The organism is Blastococcus sp. SYSU D00669 (genome assembly GCF_054050715.1).
This window is the reverse complement of record NZ_JBJGZV010000026.1, coordinates 13550-38358: the sequence shown is the minus strand read 5'-3', so window position 1 is coordinate 38358 and position 24809 is coordinate 13550. Positions and strand designations below refer to the sequence as shown.

General features: G+C 74.2%; 27 protein-coding genes. 23 read left to right on the top strand and 4 right to left on the bottom strand.

Annotated features, from left to right (window positions below):
• The first annotated feature begins 52 nt into the window (after window positions 1–52).
• From ACI8AF_RS18125 to ACI8AF_RS18095, 7 genes are all read left to right on the top strand, one after another.
• Complete coding sequence (locus ACI8AF_RS18125) at window positions 53–871, top strand: alpha/beta fold hydrolase (protein WP_456541133.1); 819 nt, start codon at window positions 53–55, stop codon at window positions 869–871.
• Window positions 872–1081: 210 nt separating this feature from the next.
• Window positions 1082–1915 carry a hypothetical protein gene (locus ACI8AF_RS18120; RefSeq protein ID WP_456541132.1) on the top strand — a complete coding sequence of 278 codons (834 nt, stop codon included), beginning with the start codon at window positions 1082–1084 and terminating at the stop codon, window positions 1913–1915.
• Between the two features lie 188 nt (window positions 1916–2103).
• Complete coding sequence (locus ACI8AF_RS18115; RefSeq protein ID WP_456541131.1) at window positions 2104–3432, top strand: flavin-containing monooxygenase; 1329 nt, start codon at window positions 2104–2106, stop codon at window positions 3430–3432.
• Complete coding sequence (locus tag ACI8AF_RS18110) at window positions 3429–3869, top strand: RidA family protein (protein ID WP_456541130.1); 441 nt, start codon at window positions 3429–3431, stop codon at window positions 3867–3869. The genes ACI8AF_RS18115 and ACI8AF_RS18110 overlap by 4 nt, the downstream gene beginning before the upstream one ends.
• Window positions 3866–4534: a DUF1028 domain-containing protein gene (locus tag ACI8AF_RS18105; protein WP_456541129.1), complete on the top strand. Its 669-nt coding sequence runs from the start codon at window positions 3866–3868 to the stop codon at window positions 4532–4534. The genes ACI8AF_RS18110 and ACI8AF_RS18105 overlap by 4 nt, the downstream gene beginning before the upstream one ends.
• A 5-nt stretch (window positions 4535–4539) precedes the next feature.
• The gene (locus ACI8AF_RS18100; protein ID WP_456541128.1) at window positions 4540–5664 is read left to right on the top strand and encodes a M20 family metallopeptidase; all 1125 of its coding nucleotides are present in this window, start codon (window positions 4540–4542) and stop codon (window positions 5662–5664) included.
• Window positions 5661–7058, top strand: a complete 1398-nt coding sequence (locus tag ACI8AF_RS18095) for an aspartate ammonia-lyase (protein WP_456541127.1) — start codon at window positions 5661–5663, stop codon at window positions 7056–7058. Before ACI8AF_RS18100 ends, ACI8AF_RS18095 begins: the two co-directional genes overlap by 4 nt.
• Window position 7059: 1 nt before the next feature.
• Here the strand turns inward: ACI8AF_RS18095 and ACI8AF_RS18090 are convergent, their stop codons facing one another.
• Complete coding sequence (locus tag ACI8AF_RS18090) at window positions 7060–7983, bottom strand: LysR family transcriptional regulator (RefSeq protein WP_456541126.1); 924 nt, start codon at window positions 7981–7983, stop codon at window positions 7060–7062.
• A gap of 166 nt (window positions 7984–8149) precedes the next feature.
• On the opposite strand from ACI8AF_RS18090, the gene ACI8AF_RS18085 reads away from it, so the two are divergent.
• The 8 genes from ACI8AF_RS18085 (at window position 8150) to ACI8AF_RS18050 (ending at window position 19156) form a co-directional block, all read left to right on the top strand.
• Complete coding sequence (locus tag ACI8AF_RS18085; protein ID WP_456541125.1) at window positions 8150–9667, top strand: APC family permease; 1518 nt, start codon at window positions 8150–8152, stop codon at window positions 9665–9667.
• Window positions 9668–9895: 228 nt separating this feature from the next.
• Window positions 9896–11326 (top strand): purine-cytosine permease family protein, encoded by a 1431-nt coding sequence (locus ACI8AF_RS18080; protein ID WP_456541124.1) that lies wholly within the window; start codon window positions 9896–9898, stop codon window positions 11324–11326.
• Between the two features lies 1 nt (window position 11327).
• Window positions 11328–12812 carry an aldehyde dehydrogenase gene (locus tag ACI8AF_RS18075; RefSeq protein ID WP_456541123.1) on the top strand — a complete coding sequence of 495 codons (1485 nt, stop codon included), beginning with the start codon at window positions 11328–11330 and terminating at the stop codon, window positions 12810–12812.
• Window positions 12809–14389, top strand: coding sequence for a GMC family oxidoreductase (locus ACI8AF_RS18070; RefSeq protein ID WP_456541122.1), 1581 nt, complete (start codon window positions 12809–12811; stop codon window positions 14387–14389). The genes ACI8AF_RS18075 and ACI8AF_RS18070 overlap by 4 nt, the downstream gene beginning before the upstream one ends.
• Window positions 14386–15198: a carbon-nitrogen hydrolase family protein gene (locus ACI8AF_RS18065; RefSeq protein ID WP_456541121.1), complete on the top strand. Its 813-nt coding sequence runs from the start codon at window positions 14386–14388 to the stop codon at window positions 15196–15198. Before ACI8AF_RS18070 ends, ACI8AF_RS18065 begins: the two co-directional genes overlap by 4 nt.
• On the top strand, window positions 15195–16844 hold the full coding sequence (locus ACI8AF_RS18060; protein ID WP_456541120.1) for an amidohydrolase: 1650 nt from the start codon (window positions 15195–15197) through the stop codon (window positions 16842–16844). Before ACI8AF_RS18065 ends, ACI8AF_RS18060 begins: the two co-directional genes overlap by 4 nt.
• Before the next feature lie 24 nt (window positions 16845–16868).
• Window positions 16869–18782 (top strand): primary-amine oxidase, encoded by a 1914-nt coding sequence (locus tag ACI8AF_RS18055; RefSeq protein WP_456541119.1) that lies wholly within the window; start codon window positions 16869–16871, stop codon window positions 18780–18782.
• Window positions 18779–19156, top strand: a complete 378-nt coding sequence (locus tag ACI8AF_RS18050) for a hypothetical protein (RefSeq protein ID WP_456541118.1) — start codon at window positions 18779–18781, stop codon at window positions 19154–19156. The genes ACI8AF_RS18055 and ACI8AF_RS18050 overlap by 4 nt, the downstream gene beginning before the upstream one ends.
• Window positions 19157–19197: 41 nt before the next feature.
• On the opposite strand, the gene ACI8AF_RS18045 is transcribed toward ACI8AF_RS18050, so the two are convergent.
• From ACI8AF_RS18045 to ACI8AF_RS18035, 3 genes are read right to left on the bottom strand one after another with little or no spacing between them, the layout of a single operon-like run.
• Window positions 19198–19884 carry a hemerythrin domain-containing protein gene (locus tag ACI8AF_RS18045; protein WP_456541117.1) on the bottom strand — a complete coding sequence of 229 codons (687 nt, stop codon included), beginning with the start codon at window positions 19882–19884 and terminating at the stop codon, window positions 19198–19200.
• A gap of 28 nt (window positions 19885–19912) precedes the next feature.
• The gene (locus ACI8AF_RS18040; protein WP_456541116.1) at window positions 19913–20377 is read right to left on the bottom strand and encodes a MarR family winged helix-turn-helix transcriptional regulator; all 465 of its coding nucleotides are present in this window, start codon (window positions 20375–20377) and stop codon (window positions 19913–19915) included.
• Complete coding sequence (locus ACI8AF_RS18035; RefSeq protein ID WP_456541115.1) at window positions 20374–20646, bottom strand: hypothetical protein; 273 nt, start codon at window positions 20644–20646, stop codon at window positions 20374–20376. The genes ACI8AF_RS18040 and ACI8AF_RS18035 overlap by 4 nt, the downstream gene beginning before the upstream one ends.
• Window positions 20647–20757: 111 nt before the next feature.
• On the opposite strand from ACI8AF_RS18035, the gene ACI8AF_RS18030 reads away from it, so the two are divergent.
• The 8 genes from ACI8AF_RS18030 to ACI8AF_RS17995 all read left to right on the top strand — a co-directional run bounded on the left by ACI8AF_RS18030 (window position 20758) and on the right by ACI8AF_RS17995 (window position 24727).
• Entirely contained in the window at window positions 20758–20973 is a 216-nt protein-coding gene (locus ACI8AF_RS18030; RefSeq protein ID WP_456541114.1) for a universal stress protein, read from the top strand.
• A complete protein-coding gene (locus ACI8AF_RS18025) occupies window positions 20922–21689 on the top strand; it encodes a universal stress protein (RefSeq protein ID WP_456541113.1) in 768 nt (255 codons plus the stop codon). Before ACI8AF_RS18030 ends, ACI8AF_RS18025 begins: the two co-directional genes overlap by 52 nt.
• Before the next feature lie 53 nt (window positions 21690–21742).
• Window positions 21743–22102: a DUF488 domain-containing protein gene (locus ACI8AF_RS18020; RefSeq protein WP_456541112.1), complete on the top strand. Its 360-nt coding sequence runs from the start codon at window positions 21743–21745 to the stop codon at window positions 22100–22102.
• A 91-nt stretch (window positions 22103–22193) separates the two neighbouring features.
• Window positions 22194–22385 (top strand): hypothetical protein, encoded by a 192-nt coding sequence (locus ACI8AF_RS18015; RefSeq protein WP_456541111.1) that lies wholly within the window; start codon window positions 22194–22196, stop codon window positions 22383–22385.
• Complete coding sequence (locus tag ACI8AF_RS18010) at window positions 22382–23047, top strand: RNA polymerase sigma factor (RefSeq protein WP_456541110.1); 666 nt, start codon at window positions 22382–22384, stop codon at window positions 23045–23047. Before ACI8AF_RS18015 ends, ACI8AF_RS18010 begins: the two co-directional genes overlap by 4 nt.
• Entirely contained in the window at window positions 23044–23346 is a 303-nt protein-coding gene (locus ACI8AF_RS18005) for a hypothetical protein (protein ID WP_456541109.1), read from the top strand. Before ACI8AF_RS18010 ends, ACI8AF_RS18005 begins: the two co-directional genes overlap by 4 nt.
• Window positions 23347–23365: 19 nt before the next feature.
• The gene (locus ACI8AF_RS18000; RefSeq protein ID WP_456541108.1) at window positions 23366–23887 is read left to right on the top strand and encodes a DUF2231 domain-containing protein; all 522 of its coding nucleotides are present in this window, start codon (window positions 23366–23368) and stop codon (window positions 23885–23887) included.
• A gap of 36 nt (window positions 23888–23923) precedes the next feature.
• Window positions 23924–24727 (top strand): IclR family transcriptional regulator, encoded by an 804-nt coding sequence (locus ACI8AF_RS17995; RefSeq protein ID WP_456541107.1) that lies wholly within the window; start codon window positions 23924–23926, stop codon window positions 24725–24727.
• The last annotated feature ends 82 nt before the right edge of the window (window positions 24728–24809 follow it).

Here is a 24809-nt window from a genome sequence, read left to right as displayed (position 1 = left end):
TCGACCGGACCCGGTGAGGCTTGCTGCACCTGCAGCAGAGAGGGCGAGGGCCATGGCGAGCGTTCGTTCCACCGACGGGACCGAGATCTCCTACCACGTCACGGGCCAGGGCCCCGCGGACGTGCTCTTCATGCACGGCTGGGCCGGATCCGGCGCGTACTTCGACAGCACCATCGGGCACCTGGACGTCTCCCGCCTGCGAGCCGTCACGTTCGACATGCGAGGGCACGGCGCCTCTGGCCGGACCGACTCCGGGTACACGCTCGAGCAACTGACCGACGACCTGATCGCCGTGGCGGACGGCGCGGGTTCGGACCGCTTCGTCGTGGTCGGGTTCAGCATGTCCGGCAAGTTCGCGCAGTACGTCTCGTGCACCCACCCCGATCGCGTGCTCGGTCAGGTCCTGGTGGCCGGCTGCCCGGCCGGCGTGCTCCCCATGCCGCCGGAGCTGCTCGCCGACTGGTACGCGCGCGAAGGAGATGCCGGGCGGATGGCGGCGATCGTGGCGCAGTACGCCACGCAGCCGGTGTCGGCCGAGCTGCTCGGGCGGTGCGGCCAGGACGCCGCCCGGGTGCCGCGTGCGGCCCTGCAGGGGACCATGGAACTGGTCACGTCGACCACCTTCACGGATCGGCTGGCCGACCTCGCGGTCCCCACGCTCGTGGTCGGCGGCCGCGACGACCAGATCTTCACCCCGGACGCACTCGCAGAGGCCGTCGCAGCGCCCCTGCCCGGGGCGCGGCTGGAGATCCTCGACTGCGGGCACGAGATCCCCGTCGAGCGACCGCGGCAGCTCGCCGAGCTGATCGACGAATTCGCTGCCGAGGTGCTGCAGGGGGCGACGGAGCAGCAGTCCGCCGGATCCGCCTAGAGACGTGTCGAGGCTGGTTGCCACCCGAGCCGCGCGGGGGACCCCGTGAACCGCCGCGACGACGGTGGACGGCCCGCCGCTCTGCCCGGACCGACGACGACTAGGTCGTCGAGCGGCTCTCGTGGACGCGGACGGGTCCAGGAGTCACCCGACCCCGTGCCGGCCGCTCCGGGCGGTCGGCATGCTCCCACGAGCAGGCTCCGGGTAGCCGTGCTGGCGGTCGGCGGTCTGCTCGTGGGCCTGGTCGTGGGTGGGGGCAGCGATGTCCTCTCGCGAGGTGGAGCTGCGGGCGGGGCTTCGGCGGCGCCGGTCGCCGTCGGTCCGGTCGAGGAGGCCCCGACGGAGACCCCGGCGTTCGTGCTCCGGATCTTCAACCCCGGTGAACACGACGCCGAGGTGACCCTCGTCGAGGTGGCCGGCTGGGCACCCGACCGATCCACCACGGCACGCGTGGAAGGGGGGAGCTGGGGGCTGGTCGAGTTCTCGGCGCCGGCGGACTGCCGCCGGCCGCTGGGCGACGTCCGGAGCGCGCGCGTGCGGGTGCGCTCGTCCAGCGGAGCCACCGAGCGGGAGCTGCCGCTGCCGGTGAGCGCCGGGACGCTCCTGGACTACCACGAGGCGAGGTGCGCCCCGCCGGCCCCGGTCACGGCCGACGAGTTGGCGGGCGCATGGCTCCTCGAGGAGGTGTACGGCTCCTTTAAGAGCGGCGAGGGCGTGCTCATGATCCGGTTCGACCCGGATGGGACGTTCGTGATGGACCCCCAGGGAGGGCTGTTCACCGGCCGCCCCGCCGTGTGGGGGAGCTATCGGGTCGACGGCGCACTCCTGACCACGACGGCGGAGGACGGCTGGGCGTGCGAGCCCGGTCCCGGCGGGACGGCGACCTGGCTGGCATCCGTCCCGGCCGAGGGGGAACTGCGCCTGGCGCTCCAGCCCGGGAGCCGGTGCCCGCAGGGTGAGGGAGACGTGTGGCTCACCCGTCGCGTGCTCCTCGCCCCTGGGCTGCCGTCGCCGACCCCCGGCTCGGTACCGGCTCCGGACTAGGGCCACTGCCGGAGACGATCCCGGTTCGACCGTCGGGGGAGCGACAGCCCGCCCGGTCGCCTGAAGCCCCCGCCCTTCCGCGCCTCCGACTGCTGGGATGCGTCACGAGTCCGGCGGATGAACGGCAACATCGACGGATCCGATCCAGAGCAGCAGCAACATCTGTTGGACAGGGACTTCCTGGCCGGGTGAGAGTCCTCACGGGCGCCGCGGTCGACACCACCCACGACGGACTGCGGCTCGGAGCGGAGGTCGGGATGTCGAGCCAGGAGACAGAGGTCCTCGTCGTCGGCGGGGGCCAGGCCGGCGTGGCGATGAGCGAACACCTGGGCGACTGCGGTGTGCCGCACCTCGTCCTGGAGCGATCGCGCATCGCCGAGCGCTGGCGCTCCGAACGCTGGGACTCGCTGGTCGCCAACGGGCCGGCCTGGCACGACCGCTTCCCCGGGCTGGAGTTCTTCGACGTCGACCCCGACGGGTTCGCCGGCAAGGAGCAGGTCGCCGACTACTTCGTCGCCTACGCGGAGAAGATCGGCGCGCCGATCCGCACAGGCGTCGAGGTCACCAGCGTGCGCAAGAACGAGGGCCGGCCCGGATTCCGCGTGGAGACCTCCGACGGGACCCTCGACGCGCGCTTCGTCGTCGCCGCGACCGGGCCGTTCCAGCGGCCGGTGGTCCCGCCGATCGTCCCGGACGGCGCGGTGCCCGTGCAGATGCACTCCAACGGCTACCGCAACCCGGGTCAGCTTCCCGAGGGCGCCGTCCTCGTGGTCGGCGCCGGGTCGTCGGGCGTGCAGATCGCCGACGAGCTGCGGCGGTCCGGCCGGCGCGTGTACCTGTCGGTCGGCCCGCACGAGCGCCCGCCGCGCAGCTACCGCGGCCGCGACTTCTGCTGGTGGCTCGGTGTCCTCGGCAAGTGGGACCTCGACACACCCCCGCAGGGTGCCGAGCACGTGACCATCGCGGTGAGCGGCGCCCACGGCGGCCGCACGGTCGACTTCCGCGGCCTGGCCGCCGACGGCGTCCGGCTCGTGGGGATGACGTCGTCGTACGCCGACGGCGTGCTGCGCTTCGCGGATGACCTGGGCCGCAACATCGCCGGCGGCGACGCGAGCCTGCTGGCGCTGCTGGACGAGGCGGACGCCTACGTGGAGCGCAACGGCCTCGACCTGCCGGAGGAGCCGGAGGCCCGTGTGCTCGGGCCGGACCCGGCGTGCGTGACCGACCCGCTGCTCGACCTCGACCTCGCCGCCGCCGGCGTCACCTCGATCATCTGGGCCACCGGCTACGCGACCGACTACAGCTGGCTGCAGGTCGACGCCTTCGACGAGCGCGGCCGGCCGCAGCACCGCCGGGGCGTGTCGTCCGAGCCGGGCGTCTACTTCCTGGGCCTGCCGTGGCTGTCGCGGCGCGGCTCGAGCTTCATCTGGGGCGTCTGGCACGACGCCAGGTACCTCGCCGACCACATCAGGACCCAGCGGGGCTACCTCGCCCACGAGAACGGAGCCGCCCGGTGAACCCGCCGATCGTCGCCGGGGGCCACACCCGGATCCGCCCGTTCAACACCCGCGACACCTATCCTGAGCAGAACCTCGACAACGACCTCTGCCAGGCCGTGGTCGCCGGGAACACCGTCTACGTGCGGGGCCAGATCGGGCAGGACCTCGACACCAGCGAGTCGGTCGGCATCGGCGACGTCGAGGCGCAGACCGAGCAGGCGATGGCCAACATCGACCTGCTGCTGCGCGAGGCCGGCGCCCGGATGGAGCACCTGGTCAAGCTGACGATCTACATCGTCGACCCGCGCTACCGGGAGACCGTCTACCGCACCATCGGGCGCTGGACCAAGGGCGTGCACCCGATCTCCACCGGGCTCGTGGTCTCCGGGCTCGCCCGGCCCGAGTGGCTGGTCGAGGTCGACGCGATCGCGGTGATCCCGGAGGACGCACGGTGACCTTCTCGGTCCTGGCCACCGACGGGAACGGCGCGGTCGGCATGGCCGTCACGTCGTCCAGCCCGGCGGTGGCCGCGCGCTGCCTGCACCTGCGGTCCGGCGTCGGCGGCGCCGCCTCGCAGAACGTCACCGACCCGCGCCTGGGCACCGCCCTGCTCGACGCGCTGGAGACCGGCATCGGCGCGAGCGACGCCCTGGACGGCCTCGTGCAGGGCACCGACCTGGTCGAGTACCGCCAGCTCACCGTCCTCGACCTGCGGGGCGCCGCGGCGGCGTTCTCCGGTGCGAAGACGCTGGGGGTGCACGCCGACCGGGTCGGCTCCGGTGTCGTGGCCGCGGGCAACCTGCTCGCGACGACCGACGTGGTCGACGCGGTCGTCGTGGCCTTCGAGGGCTCGACCGGCGAGCTCGAGGAGCGGCTCCTGGCCGCGCTCGAGGCCGGGCTGGCCGCCGGAGGAGAGGCCGGCCCGCTGCACTCGGCGGGGCTGGCCGTCGTCCGCGCGGTCGACTGGCGGGAGACCGACCTGCGGGTCGACTGGAGCGAGGACCCGCTCGGCGACCTGCGCTCCCTGCTCGCGGTCTGGCTGCCGCAGCGCGACGACTACGTCACCCGCGGGCTGGACCCGACGGCGGCGCCGTCGTACGGCGTCCCCGGGGACGAGTGAGCGGGGTGAAGGAGCAGGCCGCGCGCACGGTCGCGGCGGACGCCGAGCGGTTGGTCCGGCTCTCCGAGCAGCTGCACGCCCACCCGGAGACCGCCTGGCAGGAGCACCGGTCGGCCCGCTGGGTGGCCGAGGCGCTCGAGGAGGCCGGCTTCGCCGTCACCCCCGCCTACCTCGGGCTCGACACCGCTTTCCTCGCCACCTACGGCGACGGCCCCTTCCGGCTGGGGCTGTGCGCCGAGTACGACGCCCTGCCCGGCCTCGGGCACGCCTGCGGCCACAACCTCATCGCCGCGATCACCGTCGGCGCGGCCCGGGCCCTCGCGCCGCTCGCCGACGCCGCGGGGCTCGCGATCGAGGTGTACGGGACGCCGGCCGAGGAGGGCGGGGGCGGCAAGATCGAGCTGCTGGAGCGCGGGGCGTTCGCCGGCCTGGACCTGGCGATGATGGCCCACCCGGCACCGGTCGACGTCGCGGAGGCCGAGCCGTTCGCCGTCTCGCACTCGCACATCACCTACAAGGGCAAGGCGGCGCACGCCGCGGCCTACCCGGAGCAGGGCGTCAACGCCGCCGACGCGTTCACCATCGCCCAGGTCGCGGTCGGGCTGCTGCGCCAGCAGCTGCCGCCCACGGTCCGCGTCCACGGCGTCGTGACCAACGGCGGCGAGGCGCCGAACGCGATCCCGGCACGGACCGAGGGCCGGTGGTACGTGCGCGCCGAGAGCCTCGAGCAGCTGGCCGCGACGGAGGAGAAGGTCTGGCGGTGCTTCTCGGCCGGGGCGCTGGCCACCGGCTGCGAGCTCGAGATCACCCCGGAGAGCAAGCCGTACGCCGAGTTCCGCACCGACGCCCGCGCCCTGCAGGCGTACGTGCGCAACGCGGAGAGCCTGGGCCGGGTGTTCGACCGCGACTCGCCGGCCCGCCGGATGAACCGGGCGTCCACCGACATGGGCAACGTCTCCCAGCTGGTGCCGGCCATCCACCCCTACGTCGGCATCGGGTCGCTGCCCGCGCTCAACCACCAGCCCGAGTTCGCCGCGCACTGCGTGGGCGGGGACGCCGAGAAGGCCCTGCTCGACGCGGCCACCGCGCTCACCTGGACCGCGCTCGACGTCGCCGGCGCCGGGCGATGAGCGGCACCCGGGTCGAGCGGGACCTCCTCGGCGAGCGCGACGTCCCCGCGGACGCGCTGTGGGGCGTCCACACCGCCCGCGCCCTGGAGAACTTCCCGATCAGCGGCACCCCGGTCGGCACGCACCGCGACCTGGTGGCCGCGCTCGGCGCGGTGAAGCTGGCCGCGGCGCGCGCCAACGCCGAGCTCGGCGTCCTCGACGCCCGCCGCGCCACCGCCGTCGAGCGGGCCGCCCGCGAGGTGGCCGACGGCCGGCACGACGACGCGTTCGTCGTGGACGTCGTGCAGGGCGGCGCCGGTACCTCGACCAACATGAACACCAACGAGGTCATCGCCAACCGGGCGCTGCAGCTCCTCGGGCTCCCGCCGGGCAGCTACGGCGAGCTGCACCCCAACGACCACGTCAACGCCAGCCAGAGCACCAACGACGTCTACCCGACGGCGGTCCGCATCGCGCTGCTCGGGGGCCTGGACCGGCTGGCCGGCGCCGTGCGCGAGCTCTCCGCCGCCTTCGCCGAGAAGGGCCGGCAGTTCGCGACGGTGCCGAAGATCGGCCGCACGCAGCTGCAGGACGCCGTCCCGATGACCGTCGGCCAGGAGTTCGCGGCGTGGGCGGCGACCCTCGCCGAGGAGCAGGCGCGGATCCTGGACTCCCGCGGCCTGCTCGCCGAGATCAACCTCGGCGCCACCGCGATCGGGACGGGCATCACCGCCGACCCCCGGTACGCCGGGGTGGTGCTCCGCCACCTGCGGGACGTCACCGGGCTGCCGCTGCGGACGGCCGGGGACCTGGTCGAGGCCACCGCGGACACCGGCGCCTTCGTGCAGCTGTCCGGGGTGCTCAAGCGGACCGCGGTGAAGGTCTCCAAGATCTGCAACGACCTCCGGCTGCTCTCCTCCGGCCCGCAGGCCGGGCTGGGGGAGCTGCGGCTGCCGCCGCGCCAGGCCGGGTCGAGCATCATGCCCGGCAAGGTGAACCCGGTGATCCCGGAGGTGGTCAACCAGGTCGCCTTCCGCGTCGTCGGCAACGACGTCACGGTCACGATGGCCGCCGAGGCCGGTCAGCTGCAGCTCAACGCCTTCGAGCCGGTCATGTGCCACTGCCTGCTGGAGGGCATGGCCTGGATGAGCAGCGCCTTCGACGTCCTCACGCGGTTGTGCGTGCGCGGCATCGAGGTCGACGAGGCGCACCTGGCCGCGGTCAGCGCGCACAGCGTCGGCGTGGTGACGGCGCTGCTCCCGCACCTGGGTTATGCCGCGGCCAGCGCGATCGCGAAGGCGGCGCTGGCGGGGGAGGGCGACGTCCGCTCGCTGGTGCTGCGCACCGGCGCCGTCGAGGAGGAGGTGCTCGACCGGCTGCTCGACCCGCGCCGGCTGGCCGGGCTCGGCGCTTGACTCAGCCGGCGGTCGCGCGGGCCTGCAGGACCGCCCGCGCGCGGGTGGCGACCGCCCGGGAGCGCGCCGTCGGCCGCACGGTCGACAGGCGGGCGATCACGATCGACAGCGGGGCCAGGTCGTCGGCGATGCGGCAGGGGACCACCCGGCCGCCGCCGTAGGTGACGTCCTCGACCGGCCGCTGGTTGAGGATCGAGTAGCCGTGCCCGCGGGCCACCAGCCCGCGCACCGTCTCGTAGCTCGCCGACCGGTAGCGGATCTGCGGCGTGACCCCGGCCGAGGTGAGCATCGCCTGGAAGTAGTCCCGGCTGTGCGGGAGGTCGAGCAGGACCATCGGGTCGTTCTCGAGGTCGGCGAGGTGGATCCGGGACCGGCCGGCCAGCCGGTGCTCCGGCGGCAGGATCACGTGCGGCTCCACCTGGGCGACCACCTGCCGCTCGATCTCGCCGCCCAGGCCCAGGTCGTAGGTGAGCGCGATCTCGGCCGACCCGCTGCGCAGCGCCGCGCCGAGCGCCTCGGCCTCGGTCTCGATCACCTCGACTTCGATGCCGGGGTGGTGCTCGGCGAGGTCGGCCAGCAGCTCCGGCAGGACGAACGGCGCGAGGGTGACGAAGCAGGCGACCCGGATCCGGCCGCGCACCTGCTCACCGCGGCCGCGGGCGGTGTCGAGCACCTCGTCGACGTGGGCCAGGACCGCGCGCGCGTCGCTGAGGAACTCCTCGCCCGCGGCGGTCAGCACCAGCCCGCGCGCCCGCTGCCGGATGAACAGCTGCGTCCCGACCTGCCGCTCCAGCTGGGCGACGGACGCCGACAGCGCCGACTGCGCGATCCGCACCTCGTTCGCGGCCTGGGTCATGCTGCCGTGCGTCGCCGCGGCGACGAAGTAGCGCAGCTGCGTGAGGGTGACGTCCGGACGACGGCCCACCGGGTCCCTCCCACCTGCTCGGTCGCCTGCTCGGTCGCCGCGGCATGTCGGCGGCGTGGCGGCAAACGTACAGCGCCGCAAGTGATGCGACGCATCGAGATCTCCTGCTTCGCCGATCCGGGTGAGGGCCATAGGGTCCGCCGAAACCACTCACCCGGAGGTCGAGATGTCCGAGGTCCCACCCAGCGAGCAGACCGCGTTCGCCGCGCTCCAGCAGAGCCGGCTGCGCCGCACGCTCGGCCGCGCCGACATCGTCTTCTTCATCGTCGCGGCCGTCATCAGCATCGACACCATCGGCCTCATGGCCTCCGGCGGCGGGGAGGGGGTCGTCTGGGCGAGCTTCCTCGCCGTCGCGTTCCTCGTGCCCTACGCGCTGGTCTTCTCCGAGACCTCGGCGGCGTTCCCGGCCGAGGGCGGCCCGTACCACTGGGTCAAGCTCGCGTTCGGCCGCGCGTGGGCCGCGGTCGCCGTCGTCCTCTACTGGATCACCAACCCGATCTGGCTGGGCGGCTCGCTGGCCTTCATCGCCGCCGAGGCGTGGTCGGAGTACGTCGTGACGACCGACGAGGGCGGCGTCGGCGACTACCTGTTCAAGCTGGTCTTCGTCTGGCTGGCGATCGTCCTGGCCATCGTCAGCCTGAAGCGCGGCAAGAAGGTCATCAACGCCGGCGCCGTGGCCAAGCTGCTCGTGCTGCTCAGCCTCTGCCTCACCGCCCTGGTCTACGCCCTCCAGGAGGGCGGCTCCGGCGGCGGCCTGTCGTTCGCGCCGACCGTGACCGGCTTCCTCGCCATCGTCCCCATCGCGCTGTTCGCCTACGTCGGGTTCGAGGCCCCGAGCGCTGCCTCCGACGAGATGCACGACGCCCAGCGGGACACCCCCGTCGCCATCGCCCGGGGCACGGTGATCACCCTGCTCGCCTACGTCGTCCCGGTGCTGACCATCGTCCTGGTGACCCCGGCCGACCGGATCGCCGACGCCGGCGTGATGTCGACGATCGAGACGGCCTACGGCATCTGGGGCGGCGCCGCGGAGCCGCTGGTCGCGCTCACGGCGCTGGCGTTCATCTTCGCCCTCCTCACGCAGGGCAGCGCCTGGATGATGGCCACCGACCGCATGCAGGCGGTCGCGGCCGCCGACGGCGCGTTCTTCGGCGGCTCCCTGGGCGTGTTCAGCGAGCGGCTCGGCACGCCGGTGCGCATGAACCTGCTCTCCGGCGTCGTCTCCACCGTCTTCCTGCTGGCCGCCATGACCCTCGTCGAGGGCACCGCCGCGGCGGTGTTCGCCGTGGTGCTGACCGTCGCCATCTCGACCCTGCTCATCAGCTACGTGGTCATCCTGCCGGCGGTGATCCGGCTGAAGAACCGGCACGGCGACGTCCCCCGGCCGTTCGTCGTCCCCGGCGGACGGCGGGGCTTCACCGTCCTGGCGGCGGTGGTGCTCGCCTTCGTGGCCTTCGGCTCCTGGGTGGCGGTGTTCCCGGGGACGATCGAGGCGCTGTTCGGCATCGACTACCCCTTCGAGGACGTCTGGGGCGTCTCGCAGCTGAACTTCGAGCTGTTCACGATCGGCACCCTCGTCGTCGTGGTCGCGCTCGCGCTGACCGGCTACGCGCGGGGCGCGGTCCTGCGCCGCACGCAGCCGGCGGCGCCGCACGCCGAGCCGGCGGAGCTGCCCCGCGCCTGACCCGCTCCCGCCCCGTTCCGCCACGGGCCCGTCCCGGTCGACCGACCGGGGCGGGCCCGTCGCGCTGCCCGGCGGGCGCGAGGATGTTCCGGGGACGTTTCGGGCGTGCGGCGTGTGCGTTGCATCACTCCAGTAGATGCAAGAGCGCGGTTTCTACTGTTTGGCAGACTGCTCGCGCCGCGCGATGGTCTGTGGCGATACCGCCCCTCCAGGAGAGACGAGAGCGCGATGGACGGACCCGTGCAGGAGAACGTGCGCATCGAGAAGCGCACCATCGACCACATCCCGGTCACCGAGCGGCACGGCCGGGCCTGGAACCTGTTCACGATCTGGTTCGGGTCCAACATCATGCTGCTCACCGTCGCCACCGGCGTGGTGGCCACGGCGGTCTACGGCCTGCCGGTCTGGGCCGCGGTCGCCGCGCTGGTCGTGGGCAACGTCGTCGGCGGCGTCGTCATGGCGCTGCACGCCGCGCAGGGCCCGCAGATGGGCGTGCCGCAGATGCTGCAGACGCGGGCCCAGTTCGGCTCGTACGGCAGCCTGCTGGTCGTCGTCCTCGTCATCCTCATGTACGTCGGCTTCTTCGCCTCGAACCTCGTGCTGGGGGGCCAGGCGGTGGCCAGCCTGTTCGGGCTCGGGGACAACCTCGCCATCGTGCTCATCGGCCTGGTCAGCGTCGTGGGGGCCGTCGTCGGCTACCGGCTCATCCACGCGCTGGCCGGGGTCATGAGCGTCGTCTCCGGCGTCGTCCTCCTGCTGGCCTTCATCTGGGTGCTCGGCGTCAACGGCATGCCCGAGGGCAGCTTCGGCGCCGGCTCCTTCTCGTGGTTCGGCTTCTTCGGCACCCTGTCGCTGGCCGCCCTGTGGCAGATCGCCTACGCGCCCTACGTCTCGGACTACACGCGGTACATGCCGAAGGACACCGGCGTGCGACCGGCGTTCTGGGCCACCTACAGCGGCGCCGTCCTCGGGTCGCTGTTCCCGATGCTCCTCGGCGCACTGCTGGGCGCGGCGCTGCCCGACGCCGACACCGTCGGCGGGCTGGGCGAGCTGACCCACGGTGTGAGCACGCTGGTCATCGCGGTCTTCGGCATCGGCATCGCCGCCACGAACGCGATGAACCTCTACTGCGGGGCGCTGTCGACCATCACCGTCGGGCAGACGCTCTTCGCCCGCTGGGTGCCCCGCGCCGCCGCCCGCGCCGTGGTCTCCGCCGTGCTCTTCCTGGCCGCCCTGGTCATGGCCATCGCGGGCAAGGACAACTTCCTGGTGAACTTCACCAACTTCATGCTGCTGCTGCTCTGCGTGCTGGTGCCGTGGACCGCGGTGAACCTCGTCGACTACTACGCGATCAAGCACGGCGACTACGACATCGCCTCGCTGTTCGAGCGGGACGGCGGGGTGTACGGGAAGGTCAACGTCATCGCCGTGGTCTGCTACTTCCTCGGCATCGCGGTGCAGATCCCGTTCCTGTCCACCACGCTCTACACCGGTCCGGTGGCCGAGCAGCTGCAGGGCGTGGACATCTCCTGGATCGTCGGCCTGGCCGTCATCTGCCCGCTGTACTACGTGCTCATGAAGCGGGCCGGCCGGGTGCCGCGCCGCGGTGAGCCGGTGGCCACCGCCCCGGCCGCGGTCATGGCGCGCACGGAGGGCTGACGTGACCGACCGCGACTGGCACGCCCTCGCCCGGGCCGTCGAGCCACGCACCGACGCGTTCGTCGACGGGGCGTACGTCCCCGCCGCGGACGGCGACCGGTTCGCCAGCGTCAACCCGGCGACCGGCGAGGTGCTGGCCAAGGTCGCCGCCTGCGGCACCGAGGACGTCGACCGGGCGGTGGCTGCGGCCCGGCGCGCCTTCGCCGACCGGCGCTGGGCGGGCCGGGCGCCCGGCGAGCGCAAGGCGGTGCTCCTGCGGCTGGCCGAGCTGGTCCGCGAGCACGCCGACGAGCTGGCCCTGCTCGACAGCCTCGACGCCGGCAAGCTGATCGCCGCCACGAGCACGGTCGACGTCCCGGGGTCGGCGGCGATCCTGCAGTGGTACGCCGAGGCGGTCGACAAGGTGTACGGCGAGATCGCACCGACCGGCACCGGCGACCTCGCGCTGGTCTCGCGCGAACCCCTGGGCGTCGTGGGCGCGGTCGTCCCGTGGAACTACCCGCTGGAGACGGCGGTATGGAAGCTCGCCCCGGCCCTCGCCGCCGGCAACTCCGTCGTGCTCAAGCCGGCCGAGGAGTCACCGCTGTCGGCGCTGCGGCTGGCCGGGCTGGCCGCCGAGGCCGGCCTGCCCGACGGCGTGCTCAACGTCGTCCCCGGCACCGGGCCGGTCGCCGGCCAGGCGCTGGGCCGCCACCCGGACGTCGACGTGATCGCGTTCACCGGCTCCACCGCCGTGGGCAAGCTGTTCCAGACCTACGCCGGCGAGTCGAACATGAAGCAGGTGTGGCTCGAGTGCGGCGGCAAGAGCGCCAACCTCGTGTTCCCCGACGCCGCCGACCTCGACGCGGTGGCCGACGGCGTGGTGTTCGGGATCTTCGGCAACTCGGGGCAGGTCTGCTCGGCCAACTCGCGGCTGGTCGTGCACCGGTCGGTGAAGGACGAGCTGCTGGCGCGGGTCGTCGAGCGGGCCGCCGACCTGCGCCCGGGGGACCCGCTCGACCCGGCGACGCGGATGGCGCCGCTGGTGGGGGAGGAGCACGCCGCCCGCGTGCTGGAGTACGTCGAGCTCGGCCGGCGCGAGGCGCGGGCCGTGCTGGACGGCGGCGCGGTGCCCGGCGCCCCGACCGGCGCATACGTGGCCCCGGCGGTGTTCGACGGCGTCGACCCCAGCAGCCGGCTGGCCCGGGAGGAGGTGTTCGGCCCGGTGCTCGCCGTCTTCTCCTTCGACACCGAGGACGAGGCCGTCGCGCTGGCCGAGGACTCCGTCTACGGGCTGGCCGCCTCGGTGTGGTCGGACAGCCTGTCGCGCGCGCACCGGGTGGCCGGCCGGCTCCGGGCCGGGACGGTGTCGGTCAACACCGTCGACGCGCTGGACGTGACGACGCCGTTCGGCGGGTTCGGCCAGTCCGGCCACGGTCGCGACCTGTCGCTGCACGCGCTGGCCAACTACACGGCGCTGAAGACCACGTGGGTGAACTACCGGTGACCTCCGAGTTCGACCACCACGGCACGTCGCGTCCCGAGTACGACTACCTGGTCGTCGGCGGGGGGACCGCCGGCTGCCTGCTCGCCGCGCGGTTGTCCGAGCACCCGGACGTCACGGTCGCGCTGCTGGAGTGGGGCCCGGACGACCGCGGCGAGGAGCGGGCGAGCTCGCTGCGCCGCTGGGCGGAGATGCTCGAGGGCGAGTACGACCTCGACTACCGGAGCGTGCCGCAGGCGCGGGGCAACAGCGGCATCCGGCAGGCCCGGATGCGGGTGCTCGGCGGCTGCTCGAACGCCAACACGATGATCGCCTGGCGGCCGCTGCCGGCCGACCTGCGCGAGTGGGTGGCGAACGGGGCCGACGGCTGGGACCCGGAGACGGTGCTGCCGTACTTCGACCGGCTGGAGACGCCGATCGCGCCGGTGGCCGAGGCCGACCGCAACCCGTACGTGGCCGACGTGGTCACCGCCGCGGCCGCGGCCCTGGACCTCCCGGTGCGTCAGCGGTGGAACGACGGCAGCCTCGACGGGCGGGCGGAGGGCGCCGGCTTCTTCGAGGTCGGCTACACCCCCGAGTCCAACCAGCGGGGGTCGACGTCGCACCACTACCTGCACCCGGTGATGGACTCCCGCCCCAACCTCACCGTGGTGACCGGTGTGCAGGCCCGCCGGGTGCTGCTGGAGGACGGCCGGGCCGCCGGCGTCGAGGTCATCTCCGCCGGCGGACCGGCCACCTACCGGGCCCGGCGGGAGGTGGTCGTCTCCTGCGGCGCGATCGACTCGGTGAAGCTGCTGCAGCTGTCCGGGATCGGCCCGCGGGAGGTGCTCGAGGCCGCCGGGGTCCCGGTGCAGGTCGAGCTGCCGGGCGTGGGGGAGAACCTGCAGGACCACGCCGAGGGCCTGATCGTCTGGGAGGGCCGCGAGGTCCCGCCGCCGACCTGCGCGAGCGGCTGGGACGCCGGGGCGATGCTGTCGGTCGACGGCGACCCGGAGCGGCCCGACGTGCTCGTGCACTTCCCGGTCGAGCCCTGGGCGGAGCACGCGAAGACCTACGGCGTGCAGCTGCCGGAGCGGATCCTCTCGATCGCGCCGAACGTGGCCAAGCCGTCGAGCCGGGGGCGGGTGTGGATCACCTCCGCCGATCCCGCGGCGCCGCCGTCCATCGACTACGGCTACTTCACCGACCCCGAGGGGCACGACGAGCGGATGCTGCTGGCCGGCGTCCGCGCGGCGCGGCGGATCGCCGGGACCGAGCCCTTCCGCTCGTGGCTGGTCCGGGAGGTGTTCCCCGGGCCCGAGGTCACCTCAGACGAGGAGCTCTCGGAGGTCCTGCGGGCCACCCACCAGACCGTCTACCACGTCTCCGGCACCTGCCGGATGGGCGCCGACGACGACCCGATGGCCGTGCTCGACCCGTCCCTGCGGGTGCGCGGCGTGGCGGGGCTGCGGGTGGTGGACGCGTCGGTGTTCCCGACCATCCCCTCGGTCAACCCGGTCGTCACGATCATGGTCGTGGCCGAGCGCGCGGCCGACCTGGTCGCCCGGGACCGGAAGGCCGCGCTGGAGCTGTCGGCGTGACGCGGATCGGCCTCGCGCAGTGGCACCCCCGGCCCGGGGCCACCGCGGACAACCTGGCCCACGCCCTCGAGCGGGTCGCCGAGCTCGCCGGGCGCGGCTGCGCCGTGGTCGTGCTGCCCGAGCTGTGGCCGTCGGGCTACGACCCGGCGAGCCTGACCGCCGACGTCGCCGCGTCCGCCGAGCCGCTGGACGGCCCGCGTGGCCGGGCGCTCGCGGCCGCCGCCCGCGAGCACGGCGTGTGGCTGTTCGCCGGTTCCGTGCCCGAGGCGCGCGACGGCGCGGTGTTCAACACCGCGCCGGTGTACGCGCCGTCCGGCGACCTGGTCGCCGCGCACCGCAAGGTGCACCTCTACACCGGCGAGGACTCCGTCTTCGCCGCCGGCGGCGAGGTCACCGTGGTCGACGCCGGGCCGCTGGGCCGGGCCGGGGTGAGCATCTGCTTCGACGGCGACCTGTCCGGGTACTCGCGGGCGCTGCGCGAGCGCGGCGCCCGGGTGGTCGTCTCGGTGTCGGCCTACGAGGTGGCCGCCGAGCGGTGGTGGGACCTGCTGCACCCGGCCCAGGCGCTGGCGCACGGCCAGTGGTGGCTGATGGTCAACCAGTGCGGCGGCTCCGGGCCGACGGCGCTGCTGGGCGGCAGCCGGGTGCTCACGCCGCTCGGCGAGGTCGTCGCCGAGGCGCCGCGCGTGCACTCCGGGCGGGCCGACGCCCTCCTGGTCGTGGACGTCGACGTGGACGGCGGGATCGCCGAGTGGGACCGGACGTCGTCCCTGCTGTGGACGGCGGGTCGGAAGAGGACGTACGCGTGACCGCGCCGTCGCTGGTCGTCGAGAACGCCCAGGTGTTCGCCCCCGAGCAGGGGCTCACCTCCGTCGCCGTCACCGGCGACCGCATCTCCGCGGTGAGCCGGACGTCGCTGCGCGAGCTGGCCGGCCCGCGGACCGAGGTCGTGGACGCGGGCGGGGCCACGCTGCTGCCCGGGTTCACCGACGCGCACGTGCACCCGCTCGCGGCCGGCGTCCAGCGCCTGACCTGCGACCTGTCCGGCCTGCCGCACTCCGTCCAGGCGTACCAGCGGGCGATCGCCGAGTACGCCCGCCGGCACCCCGGCGAGGAGTGGATCAGCGGCAACGGCTGGTACGGCGACGCCTTCCCCGGCGGGCTGCCGACCCGCGAGCAGATCGACGCCGTCGTCCCCGACCGGCCGGTCGTGGTCATGAGCCACGACGCGCACGGCGTCTGGGTCAACTCCCGCGCGCTGGAGCTGGCCGGCATCGACGACCGGACCCCCGATCCCGCCAACGGGCTCATCAACCGCGACGCCGACGGTCGCGCCACCGGCGTCCTGGTCGAGCGGGCCGGTGACCTCGTCACCGGGCTGCTGCCGCCGATCACCGCGGAGTTCGCCGAGCGGGCGCTGCTCGAGGCCCAGGCGCACCTGCACCGCGCCGGCGTCACCGGCTGGCAGGACGCCTGCGTCGGCCCGCTGTGGGGGATGCCCGACCCGCTGCCCACCTACCTGCGGCTGGCCGGGGACGGCCGGCTCACCGCCCGGGTCGTCGGCGCGCTGTGGTGGGAGGCCGGCGACGGCCTGGAGCAGGTCGACGGGCTCGTCGAGCGGCGCGCGGCCAGCACCCGCGAGAGGTTCCGCGCCACCAGCGTCAAGGTCATGCAGGACGGCGTCTGCGAGAACTGCACGGGCGCGATGCTGACGCCCTACAGCGGCAACCCGTCGCACGGGACGCCGACCGGGCTCTCGTTCATCGACCCCGTCGAGCTGGCGGAGATCTGCACCGAGCTCGACGCTCTGGACTTCCAGGTGCACATGCACGCGGTGGGCGACCGCGCCGTCCGGGAGTGCCTGGACGCGCTCGGGGCCGCCCGCGCGAACCACCCCGGCAGCGGCAACCGCCACCAGATCGCGCACCTCGACGTCGTCGACCCCGCCGACGTGCCCCGCTTCGCCGAGCTCGACGTCATCGCGAACATCCAGGCGCTCTGGGCCCGCCGCGATCGGGAGATCGTCGAGCGCAAGCTGCCGCTGCTGGGGCCGGAACGCGAGCCGCACCACTTCCCGTTCGGCGCGCTCCACCGGTCCGGCGCGCGGCTGGCGATGGGCAGCGACTGGCCGGTCACCGACCCGAACCCCCTGTGGGCGGTGCACACCGCCGTGCACCGCGTCGGACCGCCCGAGGACCCGCACGCCGTCGGGCCCGACGCGCTGACCCGGCCGCTCGAGATCGAGCAGGCGCTCGACCTCCGCACCGCGCTGGACGCGTACACGCGGGGCTCGGCGTACGCCAACGGCGTCGACGACGAGCTCGGCACCGTCGAGGTGGGCAGGCTCGCCGACCTCGTCCTGCTCGACCGCCCGATCCTCTCGGGCGAGGGCGTGAGCGGGGCGGTTCCCGTGCTCACGCTCGTGGGCGGCGCCGCCGTCCACCGCACGATCTGAGAACCCCTGCGAGGAGCACCCCTGATGACCCTGGCCGCCGACGCCACCACCGCGACCCACCCGCTCTCGCGGCTGTCCGCCGAGGAGATCACCGCCGCCCGCGACATCACGCGGGGCGCCGGGCTGGTCGGCGGGCACACGAAGTTCGTCTACGTGGGGCTCGAGGAGCCGCACAAGCGCGACGTCCTCGCCTGGTCGCCGGGCGAGCCCGTCGAGCGCCGCGTGCGGGTGCTCCTGCTGGACCGGTCCACCGGCGACGGCCGCGACCTGCTGGTGTCGCTGACCGACGGACGGGTCGTCCGCGACGTGCCGGTCGACGCGCTCGTCGACGGCCAGGTGCCGATTCTCGACGAGGAGTTCGCCGCGATCGAGCCGATCCTCGCCGCCGACGAGCGCTGGATCGCCGCGATGGCGAAGCGCGGCCTGGACGTCGCCGACGTCCGCGCCTGCGCGCTGTCGGCCGGCTCCTACTTCCCGGACGAGCAGGGCCACCGGATCATCCGCGTGCTCGGCTTCCACCAGGCGGACCCGGCCGACCTGCCGTGGGCGCACCCGGTGGACGGCGTCGTGGCCTACGTCGACGTCACCCGCGGGGTGGCGACGGCGGTGCACGACCACTACGACCTGCCCGTGCCGGCCGAGCGCGGCGAGCTCGACCCCGACGTCCACCGCGACCTGAAGCCGATCGAGATCACCCAGCCCGAGGGTCCGTCGTTCACCGTCGAGGACGACGTCGTGCGGTGGGCCGGCTGGGAGTTCCGGGTCGGCTTCGACGCCCGCGAGGGGCTCGTGCTCCACCAGGTGAGCGTGGACGGGCGCTCGGTCGTGTACCGGGCGTCGATCGCCGAGATGGTGGTGCCCTACGGCGACCCGTCGCCGGTGCGGTTCTGGCAGAACTACTTCGACACCGGCGAGTACCTCTTCGCCCGGTACACCAACTCGCTCGAGCTGGGCTGCGACTGCCTCGGCGAGATCCACTACTTCGACGCGACCCTGGCCGACGAGGACGGCAACCCGCGGACGCTGCGCAACGCCATCTGCCTGCACGAGGAGGACCACGGCGTCGGCTGGAAGCACACCGACCTGTTCACCCAGATGGCCGAGACCCGCCGCTCGCGGCGGCTGGTGATCAGCTTCTTCACCACGGTCGGCAACTACGACTACGGCTTCTACTGGTACCTCTACACCGACGGCACCATCCAGCTGGAGAGCAAGGCGACCGGCATCGTGTTCACGTCGTCCTACCGCGGCGACGAGCACCCGTACGCCACCGAGATCGCGCCCGGGCTCGGGGCGCCGTTCCACCAGCACCTGTTCTCGGCGCGGCTGGACATGGCCGTCGACGGGGTGGCGAACACCGTCCTGGAGGCCGACGCCGTCCGCGTGCCGATGGGGGAGGGCAACCCGTACGGCAACGCGTTCACCCGCCGCATGACGCCGCTGACCCGCGAGTCGGAGGGTGCGCGGACGACCGACGCGACCGTCGGGCGCACCTGGCACGTGGTCAACCCGTCGGTGACCAACCGGCTCGGCCGGCCGGTGGGCTACGAGCTGCACGCGGAGGCCGCGCCGCTGCTGCTCGCCGACGAGGAGTCCTCGGTGCACGCCCGGGCCACGTTCGCCGCGAAGAGCCTGTGGGTGACCGCCTACGACCCCGCCGAGCGGTACGCGGCCGGTGATCTCGTCAACCAGCACCCCGGCTCCGGCGGGCTGCCCGCGTTCGTCGCCGACGACGCCCCCATCGAGAACACCGACGTCGTGCTGTGGCACACCTTCGGGCTGACCCACTTCCCGCGCCCGGAGGACTGGCCGGTCATGCCGACCGACCACACCGGCTTCACCCTCAAGCCGGTCGGCTTCTTCGACCGCAACCCGGCCCTGGGCGTGCCGCGGTCGACCTCCGCCCACTGCGCGGGCGAGCCGGGCCACTGCTCGTGACCGGTCTCGGCCGGGTCGCCGCCGTCCTGGTCCTGGGGTCGGTGGTCGTCCACCTGCTGCAGGTGACGTCCTCGTCGCTCGCCTCGCTCGCCATGGCCGGCATGGCGCTGGCCTGCCTACCGTGCGCCTGGCACCTCTGCCGGGCGGCGACACCGTCGGTGTGGGCGCTGACCGGGGCCGTCGACGTCGGGATGCTGCTCCTGCACGGCACGTTCCTGGCCGGCTCGCCGCACGCGGCGCACGGTGCGGCGTTCGGGACATCGGGACTCACGTGGCTCGGCACGTGGCTGGTCACCGGTCAGCTGCTCATCGCCGGCGCGGCGATGTGGCGCTCGTGGGGCGCCGGCCACCGGAAGGGGCTCACCGCCCGCTGAGCCTGCCGCACCTCGGCACCTCGGCACCGCGGTCGGGCGCGTCACTCGAGACGGGTGAGCCGCGTCCTCCACCGGTGGGGGCCATCGCTGAGTGCGGTGCTGCGGACGGCGGACGACCGCAGTCGGGCGAGGACGACCCGGAGGGCGGGCAGCTCCCTGCTGCACCGCAGCTCGACGCTCTCGCCCATCCGCAGCTCAGCCGACCGCCGGGTGACCGCATCGGCCACGGCCGGGGCCGGCAGGGCGTCCAGGTCGACGACGGGGCTCTCCAGGACCCAGAACCAGCGGCGGGACCACGGAGGCGCCCGTCGAGCCCCGACCCCGTCCAGCGTGACCGGCGCCAGTGCCCGCTCCTCGCGGACCACGTGCGCGCTGAGCAACCGGGACAGCTCGCGCAGGACATCCTCGAGCTGATCGGTGTCCGCCGCGCCGCTCGCGTCGGCGGTGAGGTCGGCGATCCGTTCGACCGATCGCCGGAGAGCCACGTGGTCGGCCAGCAGCGGGCGGACGTGCTCGGCGCCGCACCCGCCCATCGAGGGGAAGAGCAGCCGCTCCTCCTGCACCGTCTGGTCCAGCAGGTCGTGGCGCAGGTACCGGAGCAGCCGGTGGAGCTCCCCGGTCGGTCGCCGGCGCTGGGCCAGCGCATGCAGGACGTCATCGGTGCGAGCGGTGACCTGCTCGACGAGCACGGCGTGCTCGTCGATGAGCAGTTCGGTCGTCGTAGCCACGAAGGCCTCCTCCGTCGGGGTGTGGCTGTCAGGGCGACCCGTGCCAGGTGGGTGGGGCGAGGGCCGTGTCCATCCTGCGGAGCTCGTCGCGGTGCAGGGCGGCCAGCCGGCTGAGGAGCTGATCGCCCTCCGAGGTGAGGACCACGCGCACCGCTCTGCCGTCCCCGGGGTCGGCGGTGCGCTGCACGAGGTCCTGGCCCTGAGCGCGGGTGACCAGCTCGACCACGCTGTGGTGCCGGAGTTGCAGGCAGTCCGCGAGCTCGCGGATCGTCGCCCACTCCCGCCCCGGGAACCCCTTGAGGGCGAGCAGCAGCTGGTACTGCTGGGGCGTGACGTCGTGTCGTCGGACGGTTTCCTCGCTGAACCGGAGGTAGCGCCGGATCGCGAACCGGAAGCGGGCGAGCGCTTCGAAGTCCTGCTTGGTGAGGGGCTCGACGGAGGCGGGGCCCGTCGTACCTCCGGCCGGCTGCTCACCCTGGCCGGGGCGCGTCACCGGGAGCGCACGGCGTCGCGGTACCCGTCGTAACCGGCCAGGACGTCCTCCAGCTCGACGAGCTGCGGGAAGTCCGCGACCTCCTGGTGCTGGAGCAGGAACTCCACGGTGCGCTGGACGAGGCCCGCCTCCTGCGCGGGCGGGACGCCGAGTTCGCGCAGGACGTCGGGGGAGACGTCGAACCACGACTCGCTGACCTCCTCGCCGGAGGTGAGGTGGACCAGGTACTCGTGCTCGCCCTGCGGCTCGATCTCGACGTCAGCGGCCATGACGGCCACTCCTCCCTGTGGTGGTGGCGGCAGGACCAGAATACATCGTGTTACGATACTTATGGCCCGACCGGGCCGTTCGTCGTAGGCCTTCCTCGGGAGGTGGCGGACATGGACGCAACACCTCGCGGTCGGCCGGTCGTGGTGGCCGTGGACGACGGGCCGGCATCGGAGGCCGCGGTCGACTGGGCGGCCGCCGAGGCCGCGGCCAGGGGCTCGGCGCTGCTCCTCGTCCGCCCGTCCCCGTTCCCGGCGCTCGTCGATCCGCTCGGCCTGTGCCCGACATCGACGTGCACGAGCAGCAGGCGCTCGGCGAGCGGGTGCTGACGGCCCTCCGGGCACGGGCCCGCACGGTGGCGTCCGACCTCGAGGTCTTCGCGTACGTGCTGCCGGGCCGGGGGCCGCGACCGCTCTGGGCGGAGACCCGCGACGCCGGGCTCCTCGTCCTCGGCTGGACCGCCCCCGGAGCACGGATGCGGCGCCGGGCGCTCGCCGCGCGGCTCCTCGGCCGGGCCGCCTGCCCGGTCGTCGTCGTCCACCCGTGCGACCGCCGGACCACCCGGCCGGCGGGTCCGCGCGTCGTGGTCCTGGTGGACGGGACCCCGACGGGGGTGGCGGCGATCGAGTTCGCCTTCGAGGCCGCGCGTCAGCGAGGCGTACCCCTGCGCGCCGTGCACGCCTGGCGTCCCGACAGCTGCGCAGACCTCGAGGCCGTACGGGGGGACGCCGAGGTCGCCGAGTCGCACGCCGGGGTCGTGCTCGAGCGCGCCGTGGCCGCCACCCGATCCCGGTTCCCCGACGTGCCCGTGGAGGCGCGTCCGGTCTGCGGCGATCCGCTGGAGGTCGTCGCCCACGAGGCGCGCGGGGCCGCGTTGACCGTCGTCGGCTCCGGTCGGTGGGCGCTCGCGCGGCTGACGACACCGTCCGTCGGCCGGCGCCTGGTGGGAGTGGTCAGCGCCCCGGTCGCCGTCGTACCGCCGTCCGCGCGACGCGTCCCCCGACCGGAGAGCGACGACGTCCGGGGAAGGACGTCGTCGGGGTGAGCACGTCGACCGGGTCGAGGTGCGGTGGACCGGAGACGGGCGGGGAGGCATCCGTGGGCACGATCGCGCTGGTCCGCGTCCACGACGAGGACGACGACGGTGGCCGCCGGTTCCTGGTCGAGCGGCTGTGGCCGCGCGGAGTGCGCAAGGACGCCCTGCGGCTGGAGGCCTGGCTGCCCGACGTCGCCCCGAGCCACGAGCTGCGGAAGTGGTTCGACCACCGGCCGGACCGGTGGCCGGAGTTCCGGCGACGGTACTCGGCCGAGCTCGACGGGTGCCCGGACGCCTGGCGGCCGCTCGCCGACGCCGCCGCGGCCGGTGACATCTCGCTGCTCTACAGCTCCCGCGATCGGGAGCGCAACAACGCGGTGGCGTTGCGCGACTACCTGCTCGACCGTCGGAAGGAGGAGTAAGAGCCGCGGTCCGGCCCGACGCCAACGAACCATGACGCCGCACCGACCGACCCAGCCCACCGCGGAGGCCGCGAGACCCGCCCGGGGACCGGTGTCCGACGTCGAGGCATGGCGGCTGCGCCGGCTCGTCGACGGCGGGTTCCCGCCGCCGCTGGCCATCGAGCTCGCCATCACCCCGGGCACCGACCTGCACGCGCTGCTCGCGCTCGTCGACCGCGGTTGCCCGCCGCACCTGGCCGCCCGCATCCTGGCTCCACTCGACGGAGCAGAGGACCGGCCGTGACCAGCGCCCAGTCGGATCGAGCGGCGACGGCCGACGGGCCGCCGCCTCCGCCTGAGGACTGGGTCGCGGCGCTCACCACCCCCGGGCCCGCGCGCGACGACGCGCTGCGGCGGTTGCACGCGCTGCTGCTCCGCGGCGCGCGGTCCCAGGTGTCCCGCATGCCCGCGATGCGGGCGGCGGTGGGCGCGGCGCAGGTCGAGGACGTCGTCAACCTGGCCGCCGACGAGGCGATGGTCGCCGTCCTCGGCAAGCTGACCACCTTCGAGGGACGCAGCCGGTTCACGACCTGGGCGTACAAGTTCGCGGTCCTGCAGGCCGCCGTCGAACTCCGCCGGCAGGCCTGGTCGCACCGCGAGGTGCCGCTCGAGGCGGCCCCTCCGCTGGTCGAACGGCGGCCGTCCCCCGACCTGTACGCCGAGGGCGCCGACCTCGCAGCCGCCGTCCGCGACGCGATCGACGTGGTGCTCACACCCCACCAGAGGCGCATCGCGCTCGCCCTCATCGTGGACGAGGTCCCGATCGACGTGCTCGCGGAGCGGCTCGGCACCACTCGCAACGCGCTGTACAAGAGCCTGCACGACGCGCGCGGCCGGCTGCGGGCCCACCTCGCCGCGCAGGGCTACCTGACGCCGCCCACCCGCCCTTCAGGAGGAGCGCCATGACCGCGGCCGACGGTCGGCTGACCCCCGACGCAGCGCGCCGGCTGACGGCCGACCCAGGGCCCTGGCTGTCCTGCGACGACTGCTTCCGGTTGGTCGACCGCTGGGTCGAGGCCCTGCTCACCGACCGGGACGGGCCCGCCGACGGCGAGCTGGCGGCGATGGACGCCCACGTCGCCGGCTGCTCGGCCTGCGCCGAGGAGGCCGTGACGCTGCTCCTGCTCGCCGCGTCGGACGCCGGGATCGACCCGGACCCCGCGCTGCGCCGCCTGCCGACCGTTCCGCAGGCCCGCAGCACCTGAGACCGAGGAGGAAGAGGACATGGTCGAGAGCTCCGCCAAGGCGGCCGGCCACCCGATCCACCAGCAGCTCGTCGCCTTCCCGCTCGGGCTGCTCGCCACCGCCGTCGTGTTCGACGTCCTGCGGCTGGTCACCGACGAGGACGGCTTCGCCGTCGCGAGCTGGTTCATGATCGCCGCGGGCGTCGTCTCCGGTCTGCTCGCGGCCGTGTTCGGCGCCATCGACTACCTCGGTGTCCCGGCCGGCACCCGCGCGCGGCGGGTCGGCGCCGCGCACGGCCTCGGCAACGTCGTCGTCGTGGTGCTGTTCGCCGTCAGCTGGCTGCTCCGCGGGAACGAGCCCGACCACGTGCCGACGGCGACGGCGCTGGTCCTCGCGCTGGCCGCCGCCGTGCTGGCGGTGGTCACCGGCTGGCTCGGCGGGGAGCTCGTCGCCCGGCTCGGCGTCGGCGTCGACCCGGATGCGTCGGTGGACGCCCCGGCCTCCTTCGAGACCGGCATCCGCCTGCACCGCGGCCGCGCGCAGCGGCCGGCCCGGCGGTGACGGCGCCGGCACCCCGCTGCTCCCTAGGCTGCGGCCGTGCAGGTGGGGGACTCGAACGCGCCCACGCGGTCGGGCGTCCCGGCCGCGCGCGCCACCCTCGCCCTGCTCCAGGCCCTCGCCCGGTCGCCCGGCCCGGTGCCGGCGGCGGCGCTGGCCCGTGAGCTCGGGCTGCCCCGCTCGACGACCTACCACCTGCTGGCCGAGATGGTCGCCGCCGGTTTCGTCGTCCACCTGCCCGAGGAACGGCGGTACGGGCTGGGGGTGAGTGCCTTCGAGATCGGCAGCGCCTACTCGCGGCAGGAGCCGCTGGCCCGGCTCGCGCGGCCGGTGCTGGCGCGGCTGGTCGAGGGGATCGGCGAGTCCGCGCACCTCGCCGTCCTGCACGGCCGGGAGGTCCTCTACGTCGTCGAGCACCGCGCTCCCCACCGGCCACCGCTGGTCACCGACGTCGGCGTGCGCCTGCCCGCGCACCTGACCGCCAGCGGGCGGGCCATGCTGACCGACTTGCCCCACGCGCAGGTGCGCGCGCTGTTCCCCGACGCGGCGGCGTTCGTCGACCGCCACGGCGTCGGCCCCCGGCGGCTGACCGAGCTGCGCCGGTTGCTGAACGGGGTCCGCCGCGCCGGGTTCGCGACCGAGGACGGCGAGGTGACCCCTGGCTTCGCCTCGGTCGCCGCCGCGGTCCACGACCACGCCGGCCGGCCGGTGGCCAGCGCGGCGGTCACCTTCGTCGCCGAGGACGTCGACGCGGAGCGGCGGGACGAGATCGCCTCCCGGGTGCGGCGGGCGGCCGCCGAGCTGACCCGCCGGATCGGCGGGCGGGCGCCGGGCGCCGGCTGAGCGCGCCCGCCCGGACGTCTCGTATCCCAGACGTATTCGCGCCGAGAGCTCTGGGGGACGGCCGCCGCGCGGTGTGCGATGA